The organism is Ruegeria sp. HKCCA5763 (genome assembly GCF_013034545.1).
GTDB lineage: Bacteria > Pseudomonadota > Alphaproteobacteria > Rhodobacterales > Rhodobacteraceae > Ruegeria.
In genome coordinates, this window is sequence record NZ_WQGF01000012.1 from 66,402 (window position 1) to 90,780 (window position 24,379).

The window sequence follows — 24,379 nt, forward strand, 5'->3', positions numbered from 1 at the left end:
CAACTTCAAATGGCAAGTCGACAAACATTGAAGCTGCGGCATCCTCGCCACATTGTGTGCCCTTAGTCTCCGGTTTCCGAGGTGGTTTTCAGATACTCTGTCCAGATATCGGGGCGTCTTTCACGCGTGATGTCTTCTGACATTTTATGGCGCCATTCCGCAATGCGGCCATGATGGCCAGACATCAGTACCTCGGGGATCGGGCGACCTTTCCAGTCTGCCGGACGTGTATATTGAGGGTGCTCCAACAGACCCGAGGAAAAACTCTCCTCCTCGGTCGATGCCTGATTGCCTAAAACGCCGGGGATCAGACGAACCGTTGCGTCGATCAGGGCTTGCGCTGCAATTTCACCTCCGGTCATCACGAAATCGCCCAGAGACACTTCTTGAACGCCGTAATGTTCCAATACGCGCTCGTCCACGCCTTCAAAACGACCGCACAGGAGGGTCATGCCGTCACATCGGGCAAGGTTCTGCATCATGCGCTGATCCATGCGCCGCCCGCGCGGACTAAGGTAGATAAGCGGCCAATTGCCGTGTACACCCGCCATCGTATGTTCAATAGCTTCACCAAGAACATCTGCACGCAGCACCATCCCGGCACCGCCGCCAGCGGGTGTGTCATCGACATTGCGGTGCTTGCCGACGCCGAACTGCCGTAAGTCCACGGTTTCCAGCTGCCATAACCCTTCCTGCAATGCCTTGCCGGTCAGGCTTTCGCCCAGCACTCCGGGAAAGGCGGTGGGAAACAGCGTGATGATCTTGGCTTTCCAGACGCCGTGCAAATCCGGGGTCGAGGTCATCAGCTCGCGCGGTTTCAAGGTCGGTCGGATCGCCTTTCGACCATGGGATTTTTGGGGTGTGTCTGTCATATCTGGCGGGCCAGCTCGGTCTGGGCGGTTTGAATCAGAGCCCTCTTCTGGGTGATCAGAGCAGCTTCGTCCAGTGTCGAACGGTTCAGCGCCAGCATTTCTTGCAACACCTCGGCAGAAAAGCTGGGGGTTGAATGTGTGGGGCCCACGAGTTGCGATGTTTTATCGGGTGGCAGGTCGAGGAAACTAACAAATGATGCACCTGCGCCAAAGCGATGATCCTGAAATTGCTCCATCCATTCGGTTTGAATGGTGACGGAAGGCAGCCGGTCTTTGATCCGGTCTGCGGTTTCCTGCAATGCAGGCAGGTGCGCGAGGTCAGCACGGAAGCTATCCAGGTCCTGCACCAACCGCGATTGCTGCAGGTCGTGTGCCCAAAGGCTGTACAGCCATGCATCGCGCTGGCGCAGTGACAGGTAGATGGTGATATCGACTTCGTCGCCCAGAAATCGTCGGTGCAGCACGCTGACCAGCGTTTCGGCCAGTTCCGGAGCAGCAGCATACCCCTCGTCGCGGTTCCTGCTGGGGCGCAGGCCCAGAAAGTTCTCCTCGCTCAGGATCAGCCCCCGGCGCTCACCAAAATCCAGTTCATTCAGAAAGGCTTGAACCTGACCGCCAAATCCGGCCAGCGTTGCGTCCAGCCTATAGATAGAATGGCGGGTGGCGGCCTCGTTCAGCCCGGCCTTGCGGGTCTTGTAGGGCAGAATCAGGGCAAATCGGGGCCAGATCAATCTGCGGTTTTCGTGCAGAAACGATTGTGCTGCGGCCATGCCTGTCTTGTGCAGGCCCAGATGCAGCAAAATGCGTCGCATCAGATCAGACCTTCGGGCGGGTCAGCCACGATGCGGCCTTGCTCCAGATCCACAGTCGGCACCACTTGCAGCGTAAAGGGCAGCAGGACCGTTGATTTCAAGCCTAGCCCATGCAGTTCCAGCAAATCCGCGGCGCCGTGGTTCTGCACGGATTTTACCTTGCCCAGCAGCGTACCGCCGGTGTCATAGACCTCAAGCCCGATCAGGTCGGTGTGATAAAACTCATCATCGGGCAACGAAGGCAACTGATCGCGCCGCGCAAACAGGCGCAGACCGTTCAGCGCATCGGCTTCTTCCTTGGTTTCGACCCCGCCCAGACGTGCCGCAAACCCGTTTTTGATGGTGCGCGTCAAAACAACCGGATAACGCTGTTCGCCGGTCTCATCTGTCAACGGAGAGTAGTGTTCGATATCTTCGGGCACGGCGCAAAAGCTTTTCAGGCGCACTTCGCCGCGTACGCCGTAAGACCCCGCAACGCTGCCGACGCAGATCAGATCACTCATTGGACGCGCCTGTTGTCAAACAAATCCCGTTTCTCCATTCGCCAAGGCCTTCGCAGGCCTCGCGTTGATTGCTGCGTTCAAAGAACACGCCGACAATAAAGGCGATCAGCAGCAAAATGGGAAGTCGAATCAATGCGAACATAAGGCCTTACCGTGTTTCGATTGTCAGGCCGTCAGCCCGGTTTTCCCAACCAACCCGCTCCAGTTCTGGCGTGTCCGAGGCTCGTTCCGGCCAGCCAACACAGAAATATCCGATCAGGCGCCAGTCTGCGGGAACGTTCAGATCACGAGTCATTTGGTCAGGGTTCAAGATCGATACCCAACCCAGCCCCAATCCTTCGGCCCGCAACGCAAGCCAGAATAGCGTTATGGCAGAAACGACCGAATAGCGCCGCATCTCGGGCATCGTGCCCGCACCCAGCCCCAGGCCCTTGTCGGTACTGTCATCGCAAAAGACGGCCAGTTGCACCGGGGCTTCTTGCATTCCGGACAGTTTCAGGCGGCTGTAAAGCTGCGCCTTGTCGCCGGAATACCCCGCCAGCGCATCATCGTTGGCGGTTTGAAAATTCTTCAGCGCGGCGGATCGCGCCGCTTCGCTTTCTACGCGGATCACGCGCCAGGGTTCGCTGAGCCCCACCGAAGGGGCCAGTTGAAATGCGTCGAGGCAGCGCAACAGCACTGCCTCGTCCACGTGATCGGTGCGGAACCGGCGCACATCACGCCGGAGCCGCAACAACAGGTCAAACTGCGTGCGAAAATCGTCGGTGAAAGTCTGATCCCGCACGCGCTTGCCTGCTTATTCTTCTGCAGCCGCTTCTTCAGCCGGTGCAGCCGCCGCTTCAGCAGCTTCAGCAGCCTTTGCAGCTTTCTCTTCCGCGCGTTCCTGAGCTTTCTTGCCCGGGGTGCCCTTGTTGGGGTTGTTACGCTCGGCTTTTTCACGGGTACCGGCAGCTTCCAGCATACGTGCAATACGGTCGGTGGGCTGAGCGCCCTGATCCAGCCAGTACTGGATGCGCTCCATGTTCATTTTCACGCGCTCTTCGCTGTCTTTCGGCAGCAGCGGGTTGTAGGTGCCCAGCTTTTCGATGAAACGGCCGTCGCGGGGCATGCGGCTGTCAGCAGCCACGATGCGATAGAAGGGACGCTTTTTCGAGCCGCCGCGGGCGAGACGAATTTTCATTGCCATGGTGGTATCTCCTTTGAATGGCATCACGCCGGAGGCGTGTCTTTTGTTGAGCCGGCGTAGGCGCCGGTTAGTTCTGATGTTTCTTATGGTGTCGGATGACTTCCTGAATGATGAAATTCAGGAAAGCCTTGGCGAAGTCGGGGTCCAGATCGGCCTCTTTCGCCAGGTCTTCTAGCCGTGCGATCTGTGCCGCTTCACGCGAAGGATCGGACGGGGGAAGGTCGTGTTCGGCCTTGAGCTTGCCAACGGCCTGCGTGTGTTTGAACCGCTCGCCCAGCGTATAGACAAGGATCGCATCCAGTCGATCGATGCTTTCGCGATGCTCTTTCAACAGCGTGGCAGCCTGTGTCACGGGGTTGGTCATTGGCCGGTCCTTTCGGTGGTCAGGTCAATCTGCGGGTGACGCCAGATCTGGGCGCGTTTGCCCAGTAGCTCGGCATTTTCAAGCTCCAGCGTGGCTCCAAGGCGTTCTGCCAAAGCGCGCGAGCGGTCGTTGGCATGGGCGATGTACGAGATCACGCCGTTCAGCCCCTGTTGCCGCGCTGCATAGTCGCGTGCCGCCTGCGCCGCCTCAAATCCCAGCCCTTTGCCTTCGGCCTCGGCCATAAGGGTCCAGCCCAGCTCGGGCTCGGCCCAGCCGGGGGCATCGATCATACCGGCCCATCCAACAAATGCGCCGCTGGACTTTTCGGTCAGGTGCCACAGGCCAAAGCCCTTAAGAGCCCAATGTCCAAGGCGTTTCACGAGGGAGTCCCAGCTGCCAAGCTCATCCTTGGGTCCGCCGACCATATGGCTGCGCTTAGTCGCAAAGAACGCGGTCATCGCAGGCAGATCGTCCAGATGTGGCGCGCGCAGGATCAGGCGCTCGGTCTCGATGGTGGGGATAGTGAACGAGGTCATGCGTATGCCTCCATTCCGCCATCATTGTCCGATGAGACATAACGGTAAACGTGAACGGGCTCGTTGAATACGCTTTCGGCTTGCGCGTCCCGAGTTGCACCCACGCGCCGTGCGACATCTGCGGATTTCGCGTTGTCGGGATCGACATAACTGACCAGCGAAGGCAGGTCGTGTGTATCGAGCGCAAAGCTACGCACGGCAGCCACTGCTTCGGTTGCGATGCCTTGGCCTTCGGCTTCAGCGGTCAGCATGTAACCCAGTTCGTGTTCCTGATCGCCGAACTCCATAGCGACCGAGACAAATCCCGTGACAGTTCCGGTCGCCTTATCCTCAACTGTCCACACACCCGCGCCGCGCAAAATCCATCCTGCCACGTATTGGGTGAAATCCTGCCACGCGCCATTGCGATCAAATGGGCCATCCATAAAGCGTGCACGATCAGACATCAGAATTTCGGCATAATCCCCGAAATCCCGCAACTCAGGCGCGCGCAGCAGCAGACGAGTGGTCTCGATACGCGGCACCAAAGCACCCAACCGCGCAGACAGCGCGGCTGCAGGACCGGTGGCCGGAGCCTCCCAGGGATATGCCGATGGGGCCGTCATTTACTTTTTCTTGCCGAACCCGCTGAGGCCCTGCGGCAGACCCATACCGCCACCCAATCCGGGTAGGCCGCCGGGCATCTTGCCACCCATCGCCTTGGCCGCTTGTTCCAGCGCCTTGGGGTCCATGCCTGCGGCCATTTCCTCGGGCGACGGGCCACCTTTGCCGAACATGCCTTTCATGGCTTGTTTCAGCATCTTGCCTTTGCCCATCTTGCCCATCTTTTTCATCATGTCCGACATCTGCCGATGCATCTTGAGCAGCTTGTTCAGGTCGCTGACCTCCATACCCGAGCCTGCCGCGATCCGTTTCTTACGGCTCGCCTGCAATAGCTGAGGGTTGGCGCGTTCGCGTTTGGTCATGGATTGGATCATGGCGATCTGCTGGCGCAGGATCTTGTCGTCCAGACCGGCCTGATCCATCTGCTTGGCCATTTTGCCCATGCCGGGCATCATGCCCATCATGCCCTGCATGCCGCCCATCTGGATCATCTGCTCCAGCTGCATTTTCAGGTCGTTCATGTTGAACTGACCTTTGACCATGCGCTTCATCATGCGCTCGGTCTGTTCCATCTCCATCGTTTCCTGGGCCTTTTCGACCAAGGCAACGATGTCGCCCATGCCCAGAATACGACCGGCGATCCGGTCCGGCTCGAAGGTTTCGAGCGCGTCCATCTTTTCGCCAAGACCAACAAAGCGGATCGGCTTGCCGGTGACCGCGCGCATCGACAGCGCCGCACCGCCGCGTCCGTCACCGTCCATGCGGGTCAGAACCACGCCCGAGATGCCGACCTTTGCGTCGAACTCTTCGGCCACTTCAACGGCGACCTGACCGGTAAGGCCGTCGACGACCAGAAGGGTCTCGCGCGGGTCAACCGCGTTGCGGACCTGCTCGACCTCGTCCATCAGGACTTCGTCAATGTGCAGGCGGCCCGCAGTATCGAGCATGTAGACGTCGTACCCACCCAGAGTCGCCTGCTGCTTGGCGCGCTTGGCAATATCGACCGGTTTCTGACCAGGGATAATCGGAAGAGTATCGACGCCGACCTGAGTGCCCAGAACAGCCAACTGGTCCATCGCGGCCGGGCGATAGACGTCGAGCGAGGCCATCAGGACCTTCTTACCCTCTTTCTCTTTCAGGCGCTTAGCCAGCTTACCGGTGGTGGTCGTCTTACCCGAGCCTTGCAGACCGACCATCAGGATCGGGGCAGGCGGGTTGTCGATCTTCAGCTTGCCGGGGTCTTCTTCGCCGCGCAGGGTATCGACCAGCGCGTCATGCACGATCTTCACGACCTGCTGGCCAGGGGTGATCGATTTGGTGACGGCTTGGCCGGTCGCCTGTTCCTGAACCTTTTTGACGAAAGCGCGGGCTACTGGCAGCGAGACGTCGGCCTCAAGCAGCGCAACCCGGACCTCGCGCAGGGCGGTCTTGACGTCTTCTTCGGACAGAGCGCCCTGTTTGGTCAGCCGGTCAAAGACGCCAGAGAGGCGTTCGGATAGATTTTCAAACATGCCTTCGGCCTCCTATGCCGGTTATATTGTGGCACTTCCTACGTAGGAAACACCGGTTAAATACACAATTTCCCCCACGGGCGAAACTCGCTGGTGGGGGGCGATCCCTGAACGACTCAAGGGACCGGAAGATCGAAAGGCTTCCGGATGTTTGGCGGTCATTTACGCCTTGCGGCCGGGTGAGTCAAGATAAGCTATGTGAAGCCTGCTGGTGTAATGTACTCTGATCAAAACAAGCTTGGGGAGGGGGCGATGAGGGAGGATCTTCCTCAAAAGACAACCGACTATGTTGGCGAGGTGACAAACACCGATATCTGGTCCGGGTTCGAGATACGGCCAGACGATGTCTTTGTGTGCACTCCGCCAAAATGCGGCACCACGTGGACGCAGACTCTGGTGCGAATGCTGATCACGCAAACCGCTGACCCTAGCGTTTACGACAACAAGATCTCACCTTGGCTGGATTGCGGCTTTCGCGACCGTGTTGAGCAAGCAAATACACTGGACGCACAAACCCATCGGCGCTGCATCAAGACACATACCCCGCTGGATGGAATAAAATTCTCACCCGATGCGCAGTATCTGGTTGTGCATCGCCATCCCGTCGACGTTCATTTCTCACTGCGCCGGCATGTTGAAAACATGAAGGACGATTGGCTGGATTACCTGTTCCCAGAAGATCTTTCGGAAGCTTTTGCAATGTTTCTGGATCGCCCCGCTTCTTCAAAAGGTACGGATGACTTGACCCTCAGATCTTTTGTTCATCACTTCAGGTCTTTTTGGGCCTATCGCGATTTGCCCAACATTCATTTTCTGCATTACGCCGAACTCAGCCGCGATCTGCCTGGGCAAGTCGCACGGCTTGCCCGCATCATGGATATCGAGATTGGGCCGCAATTGATCAAGGACATCGCCGAGGCGGGCAGTTTCGGGTCGATGAAAAACAACGCAAAACGCCTTGAGCAAACGCCCGGGTTCACCAGTGGGTTCCACGACTTTGCACAGTTTTTTTCATCGGGCACCAGCAACAAGTGGGAAGGCAAGCTGACGTCTGATGACATGGCCAAGTATGACACATGTATCTCTGAAATGGTCTCACCTGAAGAACGTTTGTGGCTGGAAAGCGGGTTTGCCCGTTAACCTACGCCTAGGTTGTGGTTGTTCTGTTTGGACGCAGGGAGCCAATTGTTTACTGCCTCAGCCAGCCGATGAGAACCCGACCCGCTAACAAAGGCTTCGACAATAGGGTGGCGACCAGCGCTCATTCCCTTATCCAGTACAAGGACGGTCCGATACATCCGCGAAGTGCTTTTGTTGCTTCTGGACGTCGTGCTTTCAACTTCGGCATGAGACAGGTTGGACAGTTTGTGTTCCACGGCCTTATAGCCGAACACCGACTGGCGGCGGATCAGAACACTGTCTTTTTGCCGGTCCAGTACAATCTGAACCCGCCTCACAAAGGTGCAGAAGGCACCAAGACCCATGCCACCCCCGAAGACTGCGAAGAAAAGGCCGAACCAAATGCCCTCGCCGCCTTTACTGGCCATGAACAGGCCGGCACATACAAAGGCGAGTATGAAGAGGACCAGTGTGATGCCGATGAACCAAGGCGTGTTTGAAAGGATCAACTGGTCAGGGGTATTGCGCTTGATTTTCATGACGGAACACTACAGCCTTTTCAGAATTCGTTGAAGCAAAGCGCAGCGTTCTTTGCCTGTGTCGAAAGGATAGGCAGCTTACAAACGATCTTGCGTATGCCGACAAGCTTGAGCTTCTGGGCCACTGATTGCAGGCGGGGTCGTTCTATGGCACTGCCCTTGAAACTTTCGCAAGGAGGCCGGGATGGACGCTTCATCCGCTTTTCAGGACACATTACCTTTGAGCTCTGATGCGTTGCTGGCGCAGCTAAATGACTGGGGGCTGGCCTATCGTCTGCACACGCATGTCCCGTTGCGCACGGTCGAAGACTCGAAGGCGGTCGAAGATCAGTTCATGGTTCCCGGTGAAAACGCATTAAGGGTCAAAAACCTGTATTTGCGCGACAAGAAAAAACGCAATTATTTGGTAACGCTCGAGCAGAACCGGGCAATCGACCTCAAAGCACTGGGTGCGGAGCTGGGTGTCGGTAACCTGTCTTTCGGCTCGGCAGACCGGTTGTTGCAAAACCTTGGCATACGTCCCGGCGCGGTTAGCCCGTTGGCGATGATCAACGGCGTTCAGAATGAGGTGCGGTTCTTCATGGACGCTGCGGCCCGGCAGACCGATGTGGTTTACATGCACCCATTGGTTAATGATCGCACTGTTGCGATGTCCCGCGCCGATTTGATGGATTTCTTTGATCGCGTCGGGTGCGAGGTAACCTGGTTGCCGTGATCACACGCGACTACAGACGCTGAAAGTATGCTTGAACCTAAGAAGAGCACTTCAAGTGCCGGTTAGCGCTTCCTTGAGGGCGGCGGTGACATGCGCGGCAGATGGATTGACGAACAGCTGCCCGTCAGCCTCGAACACGGGATCGTCCAGATGGGCCGGAAAGGCCAATGGCAACTCGGTACATGCCAGCAAGATCGCGGTGCCAGGACTTGCGTGCTTGTTACAGAAGTCAAGCAATCGTGCCCGAGCGTTATCAGACGCACCGCCATAGAAGTCGCTGTCGATCATGGCTTGCATTTCAAAGATTTCGGACTCGGGCAGGCGACTATTTGCCGTGATGCCTTCGGCGGCCAAACGTTCAGCATAGTTGGTGGCCTGCATCGTTACAGTCGTTCCAAGCACCAAAGCCTTGGGTGCCCCGGTCCGCGCCGTGGTTTCGGCGGTTGCGTCGAAAATACTGAGGATCGGCATGGATACGCCCCGACGGATCGCGTGAAGCCGTGCATGGGGTGTGTTGGACGCAATAATGCCGAAATCGCAGTCCGCGCGTTCCAAGGTCAGCAGGGCTTCGCGGAACACTGAGTCAAAATCCGCCCAGCTGGCCTCATCCCCAGCGACACCGCGCAGGGCTCGCGTTCTGGCTTGAGTGACAGATTCGATGGTCATCGGGGGGATCGGTAAAGGTGAGCCATGGCCGCGTTCCGCGAAGTGACGCCCGGCCCCTTCGGCTATGGCGCGGTAGTAGTCAACGGTCGAGGCCCAGCCCACCCCGCCGAGAATGCCGATTTTCTTCATGGGTTTCGTCCAGCCTGCCAATCCCAACACATTGGCAGACTGAAGGTTTAAAAGGTCATTGACCAGAGCAGATCAAGCCGCGAGGTCTGAAACTGCCTTATGCGCACTTTCCAGCGCCGCTTCGGGATTCACGGCCATCTGATCCGCTGCGATGACGTCCACGTCATGAATGCCGATAAAGCCCAGCACATGGCGGGCGTAGTTGGTGGCGAAGTCCGCCTCGGAGCCGACGGGCACACCACCCGACGCGATGGCCAGAATGGCGCGCTTTCCTTCCAACAAGCCTTTTGGGCCGTTTTCAGTGTAGGCAAAGGTCAGGCCCGCGCGGGCAACCAGGTCAATCCATGCCTTGAAGGCGGCCGGAACCGAAAAATTGTAAATCGGCAAACCAATTACGATGGTGTCGGCGTCCTGCAATTCGGCCACCAGCTCATCGGACAGGGCCAGCCGATCCCGCTGTACATCGTCGCGCTGGTCCGCAGGGGTGAAGTTCGCGGCGATCCAGTCTTCGGTCAAAAGGGGCAGAGGGGTTGCCAGATCGCGACGGATGATGCGTTCCGCGTCCAGTTGCTTGACCACACGGTCGGACAGATCGCGGGTCGTCGAGTCAACGCGGCGTGCAGAGGAATCGATATGAAGGATTGTTTTTGGCATTGTTCAGGTCCTTTGGGTCAGGGAAATCTTGTACTGTCCCCAATATGATTATTGCGTTGGTGAACAAAACTCGGATACATCAACAGTTATTGTTGGAAATTGCACAGTGACGCATTGCCATGGATAATTGGGACGAAGTGAGAACCGCCTATCAGGTGGCGCGCATGGGGACAGTCAGCGGCGCAGCCGAGGTTCTTGGGGTTCACCACGCCACCGTGATCCGCCACATTGATGCGATCGAGGCGCGGCTGGGTGTAAAACTGTTCCAGCGTCACGCACGCGGATACACGCCGACCGAGGCAGGCGACGATCTGTTGCGCGTCGCACAGGCCACCGAGGATCAGTTCAACCAGCTAGTTGGCCGCATGAAGGGTCGGGGCGACGACGTTTCAGGTGAATTGGTGGTGACATCGCTTGGTTCACTTGCACCCTTGGTGGTGCCCACACTCACCGCGTTTCAAAAGATGCATCCGGATCTCATCGTGCGCTACTTGACCGGCGACCGGCTTTTCCGTCTGGAATACGGCGAGGCGCATGTGGCGATCCGCGCAGGGTCAGCCCCGGATCAGCCGGACAACGTTGTGCAGCCATTCCGACAGGAAGAAGTCGGCCTGTATGCCAGCACAGCGTATATCGAACGGTTTGGCACGCCGTCGGGTATAGAGGATTTCGGGAAACACCATTTCGTCAGTTCTGACGACGAAAGCAGTCGCGCGCCTTTTACCCGATGGCTGCGCGCAACAGTTCCGGCAGATCGCATCACTTTCCGCTGTACCAATAATTTCTGTATGCGCGAGGCTGTCATGGCCGGGGCGGGCATAGGTTTCATGGCGCGCTGGGAAGCGGCCCGCCACGACAATCTGGTCGAGGTGATGGATCCGCTTCCAGAATGGTTCGGAAACCTGTGGCTTGTGACCCACGTGGATTTACACCGCACCACCAAGGTACAGGCCTTCCTGAGTTATCTGAAAGAAGAAGCCAAAGGCTGGAAACCATGAGCCCTCAGGCGCGTGGCCATCTGGCCATGCTGACCTTTTCGGCGCTTGTTGCGGGCAGTTTTTCGTTGGGATCCATGATCGCCAACGAAATTGCGCCGTCCGCCTTGAACGCGGTGCGATTTGCGATTGCGGCTGTAGTGATTGGTATTGCGGCACTGGCCACAACAGGCCTGCCGCGCAGCGCTGTACAGGCGCCTTGGCGCTACCTTGTGTTGGGTGGGCTGTTTTCGACCTATTTCGTGCTGATGTTCTATGGGCTACAAACCGCCCCGCCGGTCAGCGCCGCTGCGGTGTTCACCCTGACGCCCGTTGTTACAGCCCTTGCGGGTTGGGTTTTATTGCGTCAGATCACCACCCCGCGCATGGCATTGGCTTTGACCATTGGTGCGGTGGGCGCGCTTTGGGTAATCTTTCGAGCCGACTGGCAAATGTTCCGCGCCTTCGAAATCGGACGTGGTGAGATCATCTACTTTTGGGGTTGTGTATCTCACGCAATCTATACACCCATGATCCGCAAACTGAATCGCGGAGAGCCCGCAGTAGTGTTCACTTTCTGGACACAAGTTGCCGGGTGCTTGTTGCTGATCGTGTTCGGGTGGTCCGACCTGATGACGACCAACTGGGCGGCTCTTCCGGCCATCGTCTGGATCGGACTGATCTATATTTCGCTCTTCGCGACGGCGGCCAGTTTTGTGCTGGTGCAGTTTTCATCGCTCCGACTGCCCTCGGCCAAGGTGATGGCTTACACCTATCTGGTGCCCAGTTGGGTGATCTTGTGGGAGATAGCGCTGGGAAAGGCTGTGCCCACCGGTTTGATTTTGGGTGGCGTTGCGCTGACCGTCATTGCGTTGTTGATGCTGCTTAAGGAAGAAACGCCGCCTGCGGTGCCCGCGGGAACGGCCGCTGATTAACCGGAGCTTTGCTTGCAGACGCCTCGGCTCTTTGATGTATTCCAAAGGTAGAATTTGTTGAGCCAGATCAAAGCCCGTGAAAAACCTCTTCAATACACTTTAAAGCACGTGAGAGGAGGAAGTTATGTTCAACCACATCATGCTGCCGATCGATCGGCATCTACCGCCCGAGGTTCGCAAAGCTGCCGATATTGCCGCGCAGGTGGCGAAATGGCAGGGGGCCAAAATCACTTTGGTCAGTGTTACCGGCGCCCATTTGGGGGAATCCACGGAAACCGAAGCTGAGATCGACAAGGAACTGGCCGCTTTTACGGAAAAACTGGCCGCCGAGGGCGGGGCCGAGGTTGCCGTGCGCAAGATACACTCGGTTGACGTTGCCGCCGAAGTGGACAGCGACCTGACCCGTGCTGCGGAAGAGATCGGCGCCGACCTGATCATTGTGGGGACCCATGCCCCCCGGATCACCGACTATATCTTCTCAAGCCACGCCGGTTATCTTGCAAAACACGCCAGCATGTCAGTCTTTGTCGTGCGCTAGGCTTCGTCTGGTGTCGGAAGCTCTACTTCCAGAAATCGTTCGAACGCGTCCAGATTGACGGGTTCGAATTGTCCGAAACCCTGCATCCAAACCGATGCGGCGCGCAGGGCGTCGGGTTCCAGCTTGCACCATTTCACCCGCCCACGCTTTTCCTGGGAAATCAATCCGGCTTTGGTCAGGATGACCAGGTGCTTTGAAATCGCGGCCAATGACATCTCGAAGGGTTCGGCCACATCCGTAACGGCCATATCGTCCTCAAGCAGCATTGCCAGGATGGCGCGGCGGGTTGGGTCGGCAAGGGCCGCGAAAACAGTGTCGAGCGTGTCGGTCATTGCCCTGTCATAACCGTTTGGAGCAAGGGCGAAAAGGGCGTTACAGCATTGGGTGTTGATAGCTGTCGCTGGGAAAACGCACGCTCATCCCCCGGCTGTCGGGCTTTTACGCGGCCAACCCCGGTGTTGATCTGCGCTTGGAAGCTTTACGTGCGCTGGCGGATGGGGACGGATCTGTCGCTGACGGCGGCACTGAGTGGGTTGGGCGTTTATCTTGGACCCGAGTAATGCGTGCTAACCGATCTGCAGGCGGGTCGTTTGATCCGGTGCCTTCCCATCGGATTCCGTGAGGGAAGTTTCCGGCTGGTTTCGGGGTCAGCTACGGTGCACGGCAGAACGGTACAGGCGTTCCGAACGTGGTTGCTGGATCAAAGCGCAAAACTGCGCGGCCAAGCTGTGTTGCAGGAATAATCAACTCGTTGGTTGAATATGCGGATTCAGCACATTTCAAGCTTCTTCCAGTTTCAGGGTACTCTTTCACAATGATCTGCATCTAATAAAAGTGTTATTTAACAGGTATTTAACCTGCTTCATTTCGGTCTCACGACAGCGTTGACTCTGGGCCATTCGCGCCTTAGCACCATGCCTCAAGACAGCGCGAGGAAACCGTCCGTGACCGAAGACGACCAAAAGCAGCGTATGGCGCAGCTGGAGGCTAAGATCGAAGCGGCGAAAAAGGCTAAGGAACCGGCCCCCCGTGCAGACAGTGACATATCCGGTGGCGAACTTGCCTGGAGGATGGTCATCGAAATGGTATCCGGTCTGGGGATCGGATTTGGCATCGGATACGGGCTGGACAGCCTGCTCGGGACTATCCCGACTTTTCTGGTGCTGTTTACATTGCTGGGCCTTGTCGCGGGCGTGAAGGTTATGCTCCGCAGCGCGAAAGAGGTTCAAGAGAAACAAATGGCGGCGACGGCTGCCGAGAAGGATGAGAGGGACTGAACGTGGCAACTGAGACCACCGCAGCAGAAGGCAGCAGCCTGGTTTTCCACCCGATGGATCAGTTCATCGTGAAACCGTTGTTCGGCGACGGTGCGGTCGGCATGTTCACTGTGACCAACGTGACCCTGTGGCTGTTCTTTGCCATCCTGGCGGTTGTCGCATTGCTGGTTCTGCCCACGTCCAAACGCGCGATTGTGCCGACGCGGATGCAGTCTGTCGCAGAGCTGACCTATGGCTTCGTATACAAGATGCTGGAAGACATCTGCGGCAAGGAAGGCGTTAAGTTCTTCCCCTATGTCATGACCCTTTTCATGTTCATCGTCTGCGCGAACTTCCTGGGCCTGATCCCGACGTCGTTCACCACCACATCTCATTTCGCCGTCACCATCCCGCTGGCGCTGGCCGTGTTCCTGACTGTGACCATCCTGGGCTTCGTAAAGAACGGCGCCGCGTTTCTGGGTCTGTTCTGGGTGTCCAGCGCACCGCTGGCGTTGCGTCCGATCCTGGCAATCATCGAGCTGATCTCGTACTTCGTGCGCCCTGTCAGCCACTCTATTCGTCTTGCCGGTAACGTCATGGCAGGCCACGCGGTTATCAAGGTTTTTGCGGGCTTTGCCGCAGTTGCCGTGATCTCGCCTGTGTCCGTTCTGGCGATCACCGCAATGTACGGTCTTGAGGTCCTCGTGGCCTTCATCCAGGCCTACGTATTCACCATTCTGACCTGTGTTTATCTGAAAGATGCGCTGCATCCTTCGCACTAAAGGTCCGATACCCAAACATCGAAACTTCCAATTCGTAAGGAGACACATCATGGAAGGCGATCTCGCACACATCGGCGCAGGCCTGGCAGCAATCGGTTCCGGCGCAGCCGCAATCGGGGTGGGCAACGTTGCAGGCAACTTCCTGGCCGGCGCCCTGCGCAACCCTTCGGCGGCTGCTTCGCAGACCGCAACCCTCTTCATCGGTATCGCATTCGCAGAAGCGCTGGGCATCTTCGCATTCCTGGTCTCGCTGCTGCTGATGTTCGCCGTCTGATCTGCGGAACCTGATCCTTACGCGCAGGTGGGTCCAAGCCATAGCGGCCCACCTGTTGTAAAGACAACGTTCCGACGGAGGACATCATGGCGACTGAACCCATTACGAAAGAAGTAGCTGGCTCGTGCGTTGACTCCTATGGCTCTGCCATTGGCATGCCGCAGCTCTGCTTCGATTGGTTCCCCAACCAGATTTTCTGGCTGGTCATTACGCTGGTCGTCATCTTTCTGGTCCTGTCCCGCGTGGCTCTGCCCCGCATCGCGGCAATCCTGGCTGAACGTCAGGGGACCATTACCAACGACCTGGCTGCGGCCGAAGATCTGAAGGCCAAGGCGGTCGAGGCTGAAGAGGCCTACAACAAAGCGCTGGCCGATGCCCGTTCTGAGGCACAGCGTATCGCAGCGGAAGCCCGCGCCGAAATTCAGGCTGGTCTGGATGACGCGATTGCAAAGGCGGACGCGGAAATCGCTGCAAAAGCGGCTGAATCGGAAAAGGCAATTGCTGAAATCCGTGCCGGTGCGCTGGAAAGCATTCAAGTGGTTGCCAAGGACACGGCGGCTGAACTGGTCACAGCGCTGGGCGGCGAAGCGGATGCGGATGCCATTGCCGGTGCCGTAGATGCGCAGACGAAAGGATAAGTGACATGCGGAACACTCTTGCCCTTATCCTGACATTTGGTGCGGCCAGCCCGGCCTTTGCGGCCAAAGGCCCGTTCTTCTCGCTTGGCAACACAGACTTTGTCGTCCTTCTGGGCTTTATCGTCTTCATTGCGGTCCTGTTCTACTTCAAGGTCCCCGGCATGATCGGTGGGGCGCTGGACAACCGTGCCGAAGGCATCAAGTCCGAACTGGACGAAGCACGCGCTCTGCATGAAGAAGCACTTAGCTTGCTGGCTTCTTACGAGCGCAAGCAGCGTGAAGTTCAGGGACAGGCTGATGCGATCGTTGCAGCGGCCAAGGAAGACGCGGCTCTGGCAGCGGAACAGGCGAAGGTTGACCTTGAAAAGTCGATTGAACGCCGTCTGGCTGCAGCTCAGGATCAGATTGCTTCGGCTGAAGCGTCTGCTGTGAAAGAAGTGCGTGATCAAGCCGTTTCGGTCGCAGTGGCTGCGGCGGGTTCGGTTCTGGCCAAGCAAATGACTGCTGCACAGGCCAACAAATTGATCGATGCGTCGATTGCAGACGTTGGCACCAAACTGCACTGACGGTTGACCTGACAGAAAAATGAAACAGTTGACCCGAGAGCGTTTCGCTTTCGGGTCTTTTGTTTTGTGGTGAGTTCTGCTTGTTTTGAAGGACACTCCGAATCCTGCCGACCGTTGGGGAACTGGTCGACAGGAAAGCTCCGCAGCAAGCGTGAAAAAACAGGGAAAGACAGGACGTGTCGGGCGACGCAGTTTCGATGAATATTTTAGGCGTGGTCAGAAATGGCGGCTCAGCGCTGATTGACACGATCAACAGGATTGAAAGCCTGTCTGTTCAACTGCACCGCTACTCGGTCACCATTGCGACCAACGACAACACGGACGATACGGACCGGGTATTGTCCGAATACGCGGATCGGAATCAGCGTGTCGAAATTCTTCAACTGGATGGTTTGATTTCTAAACAACCTGACCGGATTGAGCGTATCACTATGGCCAGAAATGCTGTTCTCAAAAGGCTGGAAGAGAAAGACAGCGACCTGGATCTGACTCTGGTTCTGGACTTGGATGGTCCAAATGTCTGTCTTGATGTTCAGGCGGTTCTGACAGCTGCGCAGAGGGTTGTCCCTTTGTGGGAGGGTGTCTTTGCCAATTCCAAACCTGCATATTACGACATCTACGCCTTGCGCTGCCCCGGCTGGTGTGACGAAGACGTCTGGCAACGCATTCAAAACACGCGCAGACCGCTGTTTGGACGTCTAAAGTGGCGCAAGGCTTTGCTGAAGTCGGCGGTTTTTGACCGGCAGTTCCATATTCCAGCCGAAACGCCGCTGATCCCGGTCGACAGTGCCTTTGGTGGTGCTGGGTTGTACAAAACCCGAGCCTTGAGAGGTTTGCGGTATTCTTGTCGGGACGAGAAAGGTCATCAGGTGTGCGAACATGTGATGCTGCATAAACAGTTACGCGACCGTGGTGCCAGGTTGTTCATCGATCCGGCTTTGACAACACTGGCCCCCGATCATCATTTGGGAGAAAGCAGCGGAAAACCTTTACCGCAACATCTGATCCCCGTTGCAACCGGGGCCGCGTAATTCAGCTATTTGTCGTTCGGCCGTCTACTAGGGGTAGCGTTCACTCCCGCCCGGCCTCGTGTTGCAATCTCTGCTGCGCAATGGCTTCGTTCTGGTCGGACTTTCTTTGATCCGCCATGCAACGCTCCACAAAATCCAGATGCTGTTCGATCGCGGTGCGAGCAGCCGAAGGATTTCGCGTTTGTAACGCTTCGTTTATGGCCCGGTGCTGGTCCAAAATCGCCTCGCGCGTGGCCCGCTGTTGGAACATCGTCTGACGGTTATAAAACACGCCTTGTACCAACAGATCGTACATCGAACGCATCATGTGAAGCATGATGACATTGTGGCTGGCTTCGATGATGGCCATGTGGAATTCGGCATCCAATCGCGCCTCATCATCCGCTGCGTTCCGGTCATGGGCCGCCTGCATCTTGTCAAAGACCGCCTGAACCACTTTCAGGTCGCTGTCAGAGCCTTGCCGTGCGGCCCTTTCAGCTGCCAACCCTTCCATGTCGCGGCGAAAGGACAGATAGTCAAAGACCGCTTCGTCATGGCTGCCAAACAATCGGATCAGGGCCGGAGCAAAAGCCGATCCGAGAACATCGGCCACATATATACCGGACCCGGCTTTGGCGGTCAGCAATCCCTGCGCCTGAAGCTCGGAAATCGCATCGCGCAGGGACGGGCGTGACACGCCCATCCGCTCGGCCAGATCGCGTTCCGGGGGCAAACGCTCGCCGGGGCGCAGGATGCCACGCAAGATCAAAAGCTCGATCTGGCGAACAACAGCAAGCGAGAGTTTTTCGGTTTCGACTTTGTGAAAGGGCATCAGAGTTCCTGATTTGGTCAAGTCATTTGACCACGAGCGCATGACGCGTTCAAGGATGCCCGTTCAAATCGCTTGAAATAAAAGGTCAGCATTATTGACTTTAAAATAGACCGCCGTAGGCTGCCCGGAATTGAGATCGGAGGAGCCTCATGTCCCAAAACACATTGTTTGCCACCCGGGCTTCCCGGATGAAGGCATCAGAAATCCGAGAGCTGTTGAAACTGCTCGACCAACCAGGGATCATTTCGTTTGCGGGCGGCATTCCGGATCCAGCGTTGTTCCCAGCCAACGCGTTTGCGCAGGCGTTTCAAGCGGCGCTGGGACCAGAGACACAAGCCCAGGCACTGCAATATTCGGTCAGCGAAGGTTATGTCCCGCTGCGCGAATGGCTGGGGCAGCATATGCGCGAGATTGGAGTGACGTGTGACATCGACAACATCCTGATCACGTCAGGGTCGCAGCAGGCGCTGGACTACCTGGGCAAGTTGTTTCTGTCCCCCGGTGACACGGCCCTGGTTGGATGGCCCACCTATCTGGGCGCGCTTGCTGCGTTCAATGCGTATGAACCCCGGTTTGATCGGTTGAACGGCAACAGCGGGGCCGCGGAATACAAGGCAGCAGCCGGGGATGGGGCGGTGAAATTCGCTTACCTGTCGGCAGATTTTGCCAACCCAACCGGCGAAACTCTGGATCTGCAAGGCAGGGAGGTTTTGTTGGATCTGGCAGAAGAGTTGGATTGCGCCATAATCGAAGACGGGGCCTATCAGGCGTTGCGCTATGACGGGGATCCGATCCCACCGATCCTGTCTTTGGAGCTGGCTCGGAAAGGGTCTATCGAAAACTGTAGGACAATCTATTGCGGCAGTTTCTCAAAAACCCTGTCGCCGGGGCTGCGCATGGGCTGGGTCGTGGCGCCCAAGCCGATCATATCTCAGTTGGTTTTGTTGAAGCAGGCGGCGGACCTGCATTCGGCGACCATAAACCAAATGGCCGTTCATGACGTGGCGCAAGCGTGTTTTGACAGCCATATTCCCCAAGTGCGTGCGGTTTATCAAACCCGTCGCGATGTGATGCTGGACGCGTTGGAACAGCATATGCCCGAGGGGGTTGAGTGGACCCGGCCCGAGGGCGGTATGTTCATTTGGGTCACGCTGCCTGCTGAGGCTAGTGGGTCTGAATTGCTGGCGCGTGCGTTGGACACGGTGAAAGTGGCCTTTGTGCCGGGACAGGCATTCTACCCGGATGGCAGCGGCGCCAATACCATTCGACTTAGCTTTTCAAATTCTGATGAGGCATCAATCCGCGAGGGTATTCGCCGGTTGGGAGAAGTTCTCCGGACCTGAGGTGCGGAAAGGTTCTGTTAACCAAAATCCTGCAACTCTGCGGCATGATCCGGTGTCTTGCCCCTCTGCTGTTGGCTGCCTGCGCGGCCGGAACCCCTCATTTTCGTGACGTGCCTGCCACGCGCGTGGCGGTGAATGGCAGCGTATTCGACGTGCGCGTGCGCGGTGAGCTGGCCGAAGCGGTTCGGGTCAACGCGCAATACGCACCCCGGCTGGGTCCGGTCCGAGACCGGGCTGCCCTTGCGATGGCTCAGGTTTCGGGTTGTCCGATTCTGGATGTGCTGGGCGATGCGGCGGTAACGGTTGGTGTTTTGGGCTGCGATCGAGACGCTGGCGAGCGGTTGCTGCTGACCGCTGTTTCTACGCCCAATTATGAATGCATCGACTATGGCATCTACGAAAACGTTGGGGATGACTACGGCTATCAGGTCTTTGAGTGCACACCATATTGATATACGCGTATTTTCGGGTATTCCGGCAAGATATTGTGGATAACTCAAAATGATATCCCATATCCTGCGCAACTCCGTTGACTCGGACCCTATCCCTTGCGCAGACTTTCAACTCATAGGAATCACGGGACACGCTGCCATTGCGTTTCAGCAAGCTCAAACTGACCGGCTTCAAAAGCTTTGTTGATCCGACCGATCTGATCATCGCGGACGGGTTGACAGGTGTGGTGGGGCCAAATGGCTGCGGCAAGTCCAACCTTCTGGAAGCTTTGCGATGGGTGATGGGCGAGAATCGCCCCAAATCCATGCGTGGCGGTGCGATGGAGGATGTGATTTTTGCCGGTGCAGCCACGCGGCCCGCGCGCAATTTTGCCGAGGTTGTCCTGACCATGGACAACTCGGAACGCCTCGCGCCATCCGGGTTCAACGACAGCGATCAGTTGGAGATCGTGCGGCGCATCACCCGCGATGTTGGCAGCGCTTACAAAACCAACGGCAAGGATGTGCGCGCGCGCGATGTACAGATGCTGTTCGCCGATGCCTCGACCGGGGCGCATTCGCCTGCGCTGGTCGGGCAGAACCGCATCGCCGAATTGATCAACGCCAAACCCCGCGCGCGCCGCCGCATTCTGGAAGAAGCTGCTGGGATCTCGGGTCTGTATCAGCGTCGTCACGAAGCCGAATTGAAGCTGAAGGGCACCGAGGCGAACCTGACCCGCGTCGATGACGTTCTGGAGCAGCTTGGTGGGCAATTGGCTCAACTGGCGCGCCAGGCCCGCCAAGCTGCACGATACCGCGAGATTGGCGAGCAACTGCGTCAGGCCGAAGGGATGCTGCTCTATCGGCGCTGGAAAGAGGCCGATATGGCCCGCCAGCAGGCTGAAGATAAGCTGCGTGAACGTATCGCCGAAGCCTCTCGTGCCGAAGCTGAGGCGCGCGCCGCTGCTGCAAAACGGGCTGAAATCGAGGAAACTTTGCCGCCTTTGCGGGAAGAAGAGGCCATTGCTGCGGCTGTCTTGCAACGCCAGCAGGTGCAGCGCGATCAGCTTGCGGATCAGGAAACCCGCGCGCGGCAAACCATTGAGACACTGACCAACCGTATCCAGCAGCTTGGCAATGATATTGAACGAGAAACCGGTCTGAACCGCGACGCGGGCCAGATGATCGAGCGCCTGGAATGGGAAGCGCGCGAGCTGGCGAAAGCAGCCGAGGGTCATGACGAGAAAGTGGCCGAAGCGGCAGAAATCGCACGCGAAGCAGCCTCGATTCTGCAGGACCGTGAAGACCACCTGTCGCAACAGACCGAAGATATGGCTCGCCTTGTTGCACGGCATCAATCGGCACAGCGATTGGTAGAAGACAGTCGCAAGACATTGGCCCGGTCTGAGGGCGAAGAGGAAAAGGCACGACAGGCTGTGGATGAGGCCAAGACAGCCCTGACCCGCGCCAGCGAAGCGTTCGAAGCAGCCCTTGAGGGCGAAGAGGAAGCCCGAGAAGCAGCGGAAGCCGCAGAAGAGGCTCTGGCTGCTGCAGATGAGCTGCGCAACGAAACGCAAGCCCGCGAGGCCGAAGCGCGCGCACAGCGTTCTGAGGCCGAAGGTGAGCTTGGTGCGATCCGGGCCGAAACCACGGCGCTGGCCAAGCTGGTGGAACGCGACACCGCTGAAGGTGGTCAAGTGCTGGATTTGTTGCGCGTCGAGCCGGGCTTTGAAAAGGCTCTGGGCGCCGCGTTGGCCGATGATCTGCGCGCGCCGCTGGTCGACGGCGATGGCCCCTCTGGCTGGGTGCAGGTGGCGGGCTATGACGGGGATCAGCCTTTGCCGGATGGGGTTGAACCGCTGGCGCTGCACGTCTCCGGCCCGGATCGTCTCAGCCGTCGGATTGCGCAGATCGGTGTTATAGATGCTGATCAAGGCGCACGCTTGCAGGCGTCTTTGAAACCGGGGCAGCGGCTTGTATCCCGCTCAGGCGACCTGTGGCGTTGGGATGGGTTCCGGGCGTGGGCCGAGGATGCCCCAAGCGCGGCAGCGCTACGGTTAGAGCAGCTCAACAAGCTGGAAGCGTTGAAACAGGAACTTGCCCGCACCGAGGCGCAGGCAGAAGGTGCGCGCGCCGCGCATGAGGCGCTGTCGCGGCAATTGGCGGATGTGACTGAGGCCGACCGCCGTGCGCGAGAAGCCCGCCGTGCTGCGGATCAGCGCATGGCCGAAACTGCGCGCTTGCTCAGCCGCGCCGAAGCGGATCGTAATCTGGCGCAGGGCAAGCTGGAGACTTTGACCCTTGCCGTAGATCGCCACAAGGAAGACGCTATGGCGGCCCGCGCGCAACTGCGCGAAGCCGAGGGCGCATTGAATGGCTTGGGCGATCTCGACAGTGCACGTGCCGAGGTCGAAGACATCAAACAAACTGTCGAGGCGGCGCGGATCACGATGCTGACCCACCGTTCGACCCATGATGAGCTGCGTCGTGAGGGGGACGCACGCACCCGCCGCTCGCAAGAGGTCACTAAGGATCTCAGCGGGTGGCGGCACCGATTGGAAACCGCTGAAAAGCGGATTTCGGAATTGGCTGAGCGCAAGGAAAGTTCGGAAGAGGAACTGACCGAGGCCATGGCCGCACCGGCAGAAATCGCCGAAGCGCGGGAAGAGCTGAACGAATTGATCGAAGCTGCCGAAGCGCGCCGGGCAGAGGCTGCGGACAAGCTGGCCGAGGCTGAGGCCCAGCAGCGTGAGGTTGTTCTGGCAGAACGTGAAGCGGAACGCCTGGCGTCGGAAGCGCGCGAAAGCCGCGCGGCGGCTGAGGCGCGCTGTGATGCGGCAAAGGAAAGTGTGGTCGCTGCGGCAGAACGGATCGCTGAGGATCAACAACTGACCCCGAACCAGTTGCTGAACCAGTTGGATGTGAACCCCGACCAGATGCCTGCGGCGGATGTTCTGGAATCTGAGGTGAACCGCCACAAGCGTCAACGCGACGCCATGGGTGCGGTGAACCTGCGGGCGGAAGAAGACAGCAAAGAAGTTCAGGAAGAGTTCGACACGCTCAGCAGCGAAAAGGCCGATTTGGAAGAGGCGATCAAGGCCCTGCGCAGCGGTATCGCAAGCCTCAACCGCGAAGGGCGCGAACGTCTGCTGACCGCGTTTGAACAGGTGAACTCGAACTTCGCGATGCTTTTCAAGCACCTGTTTGGGGGTGGCGAGGCCAACTTGGTCATGGTTGAAAGCGACGATCCGCTCGATGCGGGGCTTGAGATCATGTGCCAGCCGCCGGGCAAGAAACTGTCGACCCTCAGCCTGTTGTCGGGCGGGGAACAAACCCTTACTGCGACCGCGCTGATTTTTGGTGTCTTCCTCGCCAATCCCGCACCGATCTGTGTGTTGGACGAGGTCGACGCGCCGCTGGACGACGCCAACGTCACGCGCTTTTGCGACTTGCTGGACGAGATGTGCCGCCAAACCGACACACGCTTTCTGATCATCACCCACCACGCAGTTACAATGGCACGGATGGACCGATTGTTCGGCGTCACGATGCAGGAACAAGGCGTGAGCCAGCTGGTCTCGGTTGATCTGAAAAAGGCCGAACAGATGGTCGCGTGACCGTTCACTGCAAGTTTACAACGTTTGCGTTCGGATCGCGCTAGCTTGGGCGCATGACACGATTTCTGATCCCCGCCCTGTTCGTAGCAAGCTTTGCTTATGCTGCAGACTGACCTTTAAAGTCCGGGGACACTCCTCTGACATCAGCAGAGCTTGACGCTTTGGCAGGCCAAACGATCACCTTCTACGATGATGGTCAGGCCAAATTCTCGGCTGGTGGGGCTTATTCCTATACCTATGCCAGCGGAGACTCGGCTTTCGGCACCTATTCCATCTCCGAGGACGGCAGCGTTTGTATCGCCTATCGAAACGGATTCAGCCGGTGTGATCTTTATGTACGAAGCGGTGAACGGCTGATTCTGATTGATCAGAAAGGAGATCGCTATCCCGTCCGGTCTGATTAATGCTTTTCGAAATTGAGGCGCTCGACCTGAGCGCAAAGCTGGTGCTCTCTTCATTTTGGTAGGAAACCTTGCCAGACTGAACGGAGGACCATGCCAGTCTATGGCTTAGGAAGGGATTGAACCTGTGGCAGAAGACACCGACGACCGGCTCGCTTTAGGAAAGCAACGCGGCTCACATGGTCGTCAGCAGGACGAAGGTGTTCTGGTCATTCGAACGATTGCAATGCCCGCGGATACCAACCCGGCTGGTGATATTTTTGGCGGGTGGCTGATGTCACAAATGGATCTGGCGGCGGGTAATATGGCGGCGCGTGTGGCGCAAGGACGCGCCGCGACCGTTTCCGTTGAGGCCATGCAATTCTTGCAACCGGTCAAAGTTGGGGACGAAGTGACACTGTATGCGGCGCTGACGCATGTCGGGCGCACATCCATTCGTGTTCACGTGGATGTCTGGGCACGCCCGAGGCAATCGCAGAATGGAAAAAAGGTTACGGAAGCCGAGTTCGTATTCGTCGCTTTGGACGACAACGGTGCGCCGCGCCCTGTGTTCGACGACAGTTAAACGCGGCG

The 24,379-nt window shown here is 57.8% G+C and carries 30 protein-coding genes; 16 read left to right on the forward strand and 14 right to left on the reverse strand.

All coding sequences use genetic code 11. From position 1 onward, the window contains the following. Positions 1-62: 62 nt before the first annotated feature. From trmD to ffh, 9 genes are all read right to left on the reverse strand, one after another. Complete coding sequence (gene trmD, locus GOV89_RS18470) at positions 63-872, reverse strand: tRNA (guanosine(37)-N1)-methyltransferase TrmD (RefSeq protein WP_171180875.1); 810 nt, start codon at positions 870-872, stop codon at positions 63-65. Further along, complete coding sequence (locus tag GOV89_RS18475; protein ID WP_171180873.1) at positions 869-1,684, reverse strand: hypothetical protein; 816 nt, start codon at positions 1,682-1,684, stop codon at positions 869-871. Before GOV89_RS18475 ends, trmD begins: the two co-directional genes overlap by 4 nt. Next, entirely contained in the window at positions 1,684-2,187 is a 504-nt protein-coding gene (gene rimM / locus GOV89_RS18480; protein WP_171180872.1) for a ribosome maturation factor RimM, read from the reverse strand. Before rimM ends, GOV89_RS18475 begins: the two co-directional genes overlap by 1 nt. 148 nt (positions 2,188-2,335) lie before the next feature. Further along, on the reverse strand, positions 2,336-2,971 hold the full coding sequence (gene bluB / locus GOV89_RS18485) for a 5,6-dimethylbenzimidazole synthase (RefSeq protein ID WP_171238792.1): 636 nt from the start codon (positions 2,969-2,971) through the stop codon (positions 2,336-2,338). Positions 2,972-2,983: 12 nt separating this feature from the next. Further along, entirely contained in the window at positions 2,984-3,373 is a 390-nt protein-coding gene (gene rpsP / locus GOV89_RS18490) for a 30S ribosomal protein S16 (protein WP_170388164.1), read from the reverse strand. A gap of 67 nt (positions 3,374-3,440) precedes the next feature. Beyond that, the gene (locus GOV89_RS18495; RefSeq protein WP_050605269.1) at positions 3,441-3,737 is read right to left on the reverse strand and encodes a chorismate mutase; all 297 of its coding nucleotides are present in this window, start codon (positions 3,735-3,737) and stop codon (positions 3,441-3,443) included. Further along, the gene (locus tag GOV89_RS18500; protein WP_171238793.1) at positions 3,734-4,273 is read right to left on the reverse strand and encodes a GNAT family N-acetyltransferase; all 540 of its coding nucleotides are present in this window, start codon (positions 4,271-4,273) and stop codon (positions 3,734-3,736) included. Before GOV89_RS18500 ends, GOV89_RS18495 begins: the two co-directional genes overlap by 4 nt. Beyond that, on the reverse strand, positions 4,270-4,878 hold the full coding sequence (locus GOV89_RS18505) for a GNAT family N-acetyltransferase (RefSeq protein ID WP_171180859.1): 609 nt from the start codon (positions 4,876-4,878) through the stop codon (positions 4,270-4,272). Before GOV89_RS18505 ends, GOV89_RS18500 begins: the two co-directional genes overlap by 4 nt. Continuing rightward, positions 4,879-6,387, reverse strand: a complete 1,509-nt coding sequence (ffh, locus tag GOV89_RS18510) for a signal recognition particle protein (protein WP_171180857.1) — start codon at positions 6,385-6,387, stop codon at positions 4,879-4,881. 252 nt (positions 6,388-6,639) lie between these two features. On the opposite strand from ffh, the gene GOV89_RS18515 reads away from it, so the two are divergent. Beyond that, positions 6,640-7,527 carry a sulfotransferase domain-containing protein gene (locus tag GOV89_RS18515; RefSeq protein WP_171180855.1) on the forward strand — a complete coding sequence of 296 codons (888 nt, stop codon included), beginning with the start codon at positions 6,640-6,642 and terminating at the stop codon, positions 7,525-7,527. Here the strand turns inward: GOV89_RS18515 and GOV89_RS18520 are convergent. Continuing rightward, the gene (locus GOV89_RS18520; RefSeq protein ID WP_171180853.1) at positions 7,524-8,045 is read right to left on the reverse strand and encodes a hypothetical protein; all 522 of its coding nucleotides are present in this window, start codon (positions 8,043-8,045) and stop codon (positions 7,524-7,526) included. The genes GOV89_RS18515 and GOV89_RS18520 overlap by 4 nt on opposite strands. A gap of 184 nt (positions 8,046-8,229) precedes the next feature. Here GOV89_RS18520 and GOV89_RS18525 point away from each other — a divergent pair, with 184 nt between their 5' ends. After that, on the forward strand, positions 8,230-8,760 hold the full coding sequence (locus tag GOV89_RS18525) for a prolyl-tRNA synthetase associated domain-containing protein (RefSeq protein WP_171180851.1): 531 nt from the start codon (positions 8,230-8,232) through the stop codon (positions 8,758-8,760). Between the two features lie 51 nt (positions 8,761-8,811). Here GOV89_RS18525 and GOV89_RS18530 read toward each other — a convergent pair whose 3' ends face one another. Both GOV89_RS18530 and GOV89_RS18535 read right to left on the reverse strand, forming a co-directional pair. Beyond that, on the reverse strand, positions 8,812-9,555 hold the full coding sequence (locus tag GOV89_RS18530) for an aspartate/glutamate racemase family protein (protein WP_171238794.1): 744 nt from the start codon (positions 9,553-9,555) through the stop codon (positions 8,812-8,814). A 72-nt stretch (positions 9,556-9,627) separates the two neighbouring features. Next, on the reverse strand, positions 9,628-10,209 hold the full coding sequence (locus GOV89_RS18535) for an FMN-dependent NADH-azoreductase (protein WP_171180848.1): 582 nt from the start codon (positions 10,207-10,209) through the stop codon (positions 9,628-9,630). Positions 10,210-10,328: 119 nt separating this feature from the next. Here GOV89_RS18535 and GOV89_RS18540 point away from each other — a divergent pair, with 119 nt between their 5' ends. The 3 genes from GOV89_RS18540 to GOV89_RS18550 all read left to right on the forward strand — a co-directional run bounded on the left by GOV89_RS18540 (position 10,329) and on the right by GOV89_RS18550 (position 12,656). Further along, positions 10,329-11,207 carry a LysR family transcriptional regulator gene (locus GOV89_RS18540; protein ID WP_171180846.1) on the forward strand — a complete coding sequence of 293 codons (879 nt, stop codon included), beginning with the start codon at positions 10,329-10,331 and terminating at the stop codon, positions 11,205-11,207. Next, positions 11,204-12,118, forward strand: coding sequence for a DMT family transporter (locus tag GOV89_RS18545; RefSeq protein WP_171180844.1), 915 nt, complete (start codon positions 11,204-11,206; stop codon positions 12,116-12,118). Before GOV89_RS18540 ends, GOV89_RS18545 begins: the two co-directional genes overlap by 4 nt. 124 nt (positions 12,119-12,242) lie before the next feature. Beyond that, on the forward strand, positions 12,243-12,656 hold the full coding sequence (locus GOV89_RS18550) for a universal stress protein (protein ID WP_171180842.1): 414 nt from the start codon (positions 12,243-12,245) through the stop codon (positions 12,654-12,656). Here the strand turns inward: GOV89_RS18550 and GOV89_RS18555 are convergent. Continuing rightward, positions 12,653-12,988: a metalloregulator ArsR/SmtB family transcription factor gene (locus GOV89_RS18555; protein WP_171180839.1), complete on the reverse strand. Its 336-nt coding sequence runs from the start codon at positions 12,986-12,988 to the stop codon at positions 12,653-12,655. The two genes, GOV89_RS18550 and GOV89_RS18555, sit on opposite strands and share 4 nt — an antisense overlap. A 612-nt stretch (positions 12,989-13,600) precedes the next feature. Here GOV89_RS18555 and GOV89_RS18560 point away from each other — a divergent pair. The 6 genes from GOV89_RS18560 to GOV89_RS18585 all read left to right on the forward strand — a co-directional run bounded on the left by GOV89_RS18560 (position 13,601) and on the right by GOV89_RS18585 (position 17,203). After that, positions 13,601-13,933: an AtpZ/AtpI family protein gene (locus tag GOV89_RS18560; protein ID WP_171180838.1), complete on the forward strand. Its 333-nt coding sequence runs from the start codon at positions 13,601-13,603 to the stop codon at positions 13,931-13,933. Between the two features lie 2 nt (positions 13,934-13,935). After that, the gene (locus tag GOV89_RS18565) at positions 13,936-14,694 is read left to right on the forward strand and encodes a F0F1 ATP synthase subunit A (RefSeq protein ID WP_171180836.1); all 759 of its coding nucleotides are present in this window, start codon (positions 13,936-13,938) and stop codon (positions 14,692-14,694) included. A gap of 49 nt (positions 14,695-14,743) precedes the next feature. Then, positions 14,744-14,968, forward strand: a complete 225-nt coding sequence (locus GOV89_RS18570; protein ID WP_005981269.1) for a F0F1 ATP synthase subunit C — start codon at positions 14,744-14,746, stop codon at positions 14,966-14,968. An 86-nt stretch (positions 14,969-15,054) separates the two neighbouring features. Further along, on the forward strand, positions 15,055-15,606 hold the full coding sequence (locus tag GOV89_RS18575; protein ID WP_171096175.1) for a F0F1 ATP synthase subunit B': 552 nt from the start codon (positions 15,055-15,057) through the stop codon (positions 15,604-15,606). A gap of 5 nt (positions 15,607-15,611) precedes the next feature. After that, entirely contained in the window at positions 15,612-16,172 is a 561-nt protein-coding gene (locus GOV89_RS18580; RefSeq protein ID WP_171238795.1) for a F0F1 ATP synthase subunit B, read from the forward strand. 176 nt (positions 16,173-16,348) lie between these two features. Beyond that, entirely contained in the window at positions 16,349-17,203 is an 855-nt protein-coding gene (locus tag GOV89_RS18585) for a hypothetical protein (protein ID WP_171236179.1), read from the forward strand. A gap of 40 nt (positions 17,204-17,243) precedes the next feature. Here GOV89_RS18585 and GOV89_RS18590 read toward each other — a convergent pair whose 3' ends face one another. Then, entirely contained in the window at positions 17,244-18,014 is a 771-nt protein-coding gene (locus GOV89_RS18590) for a FadR/GntR family transcriptional regulator (RefSeq protein ID WP_171180832.1), read from the reverse strand. Positions 18,015-18,163: 149 nt separating this feature from the next. Here GOV89_RS18590 and GOV89_RS18595 point away from each other — a divergent pair, with 149 nt between their 5' ends. From GOV89_RS18595 to GOV89_RS18615, 5 genes are all read left to right on the forward strand, one after another. After that, positions 18,164-19,357, forward strand: a complete 1,194-nt coding sequence (locus GOV89_RS18595; protein ID WP_171180831.1) for a PLP-dependent aminotransferase family protein — start codon at positions 18,164-18,166, stop codon at positions 19,355-19,357. Between the two features lie 44 nt (positions 19,358-19,401). Then, positions 19,402-19,809 (forward strand): hypothetical protein, encoded by a 408-nt coding sequence (locus tag GOV89_RS18600; RefSeq protein WP_171180829.1) that lies wholly within the window; start codon positions 19,402-19,404, stop codon positions 19,807-19,809. A 140-nt stretch (positions 19,810-19,949) separates the two neighbouring features. Then, complete coding sequence (locus GOV89_RS18605; RefSeq protein WP_171238796.1) at positions 19,950-23,405, forward strand: chromosome segregation SMC family protein; 3,456 nt, start codon at positions 19,950-19,952, stop codon at positions 23,403-23,405. Positions 23,406-23,566: 161 nt separating this feature from the next. Continuing rightward, positions 23,567-23,809, forward strand: a complete 243-nt coding sequence (locus tag GOV89_RS18610) for a hypothetical protein (RefSeq protein ID WP_371810651.1) — start codon at positions 23,567-23,569, stop codon at positions 23,807-23,809. A 223-nt stretch (positions 23,810-24,032) separates the two neighbouring features. Beyond that, positions 24,033-24,371 carry an acyl-CoA thioesterase gene (locus tag GOV89_RS18615; RefSeq protein ID WP_171180982.1) on the forward strand — a complete coding sequence of 113 codons (339 nt, stop codon included), beginning with the start codon at positions 24,033-24,035 and terminating at the stop codon, positions 24,369-24,371. The last annotated feature ends 8 nt before the right edge of the window (positions 24,372-24,379 follow it).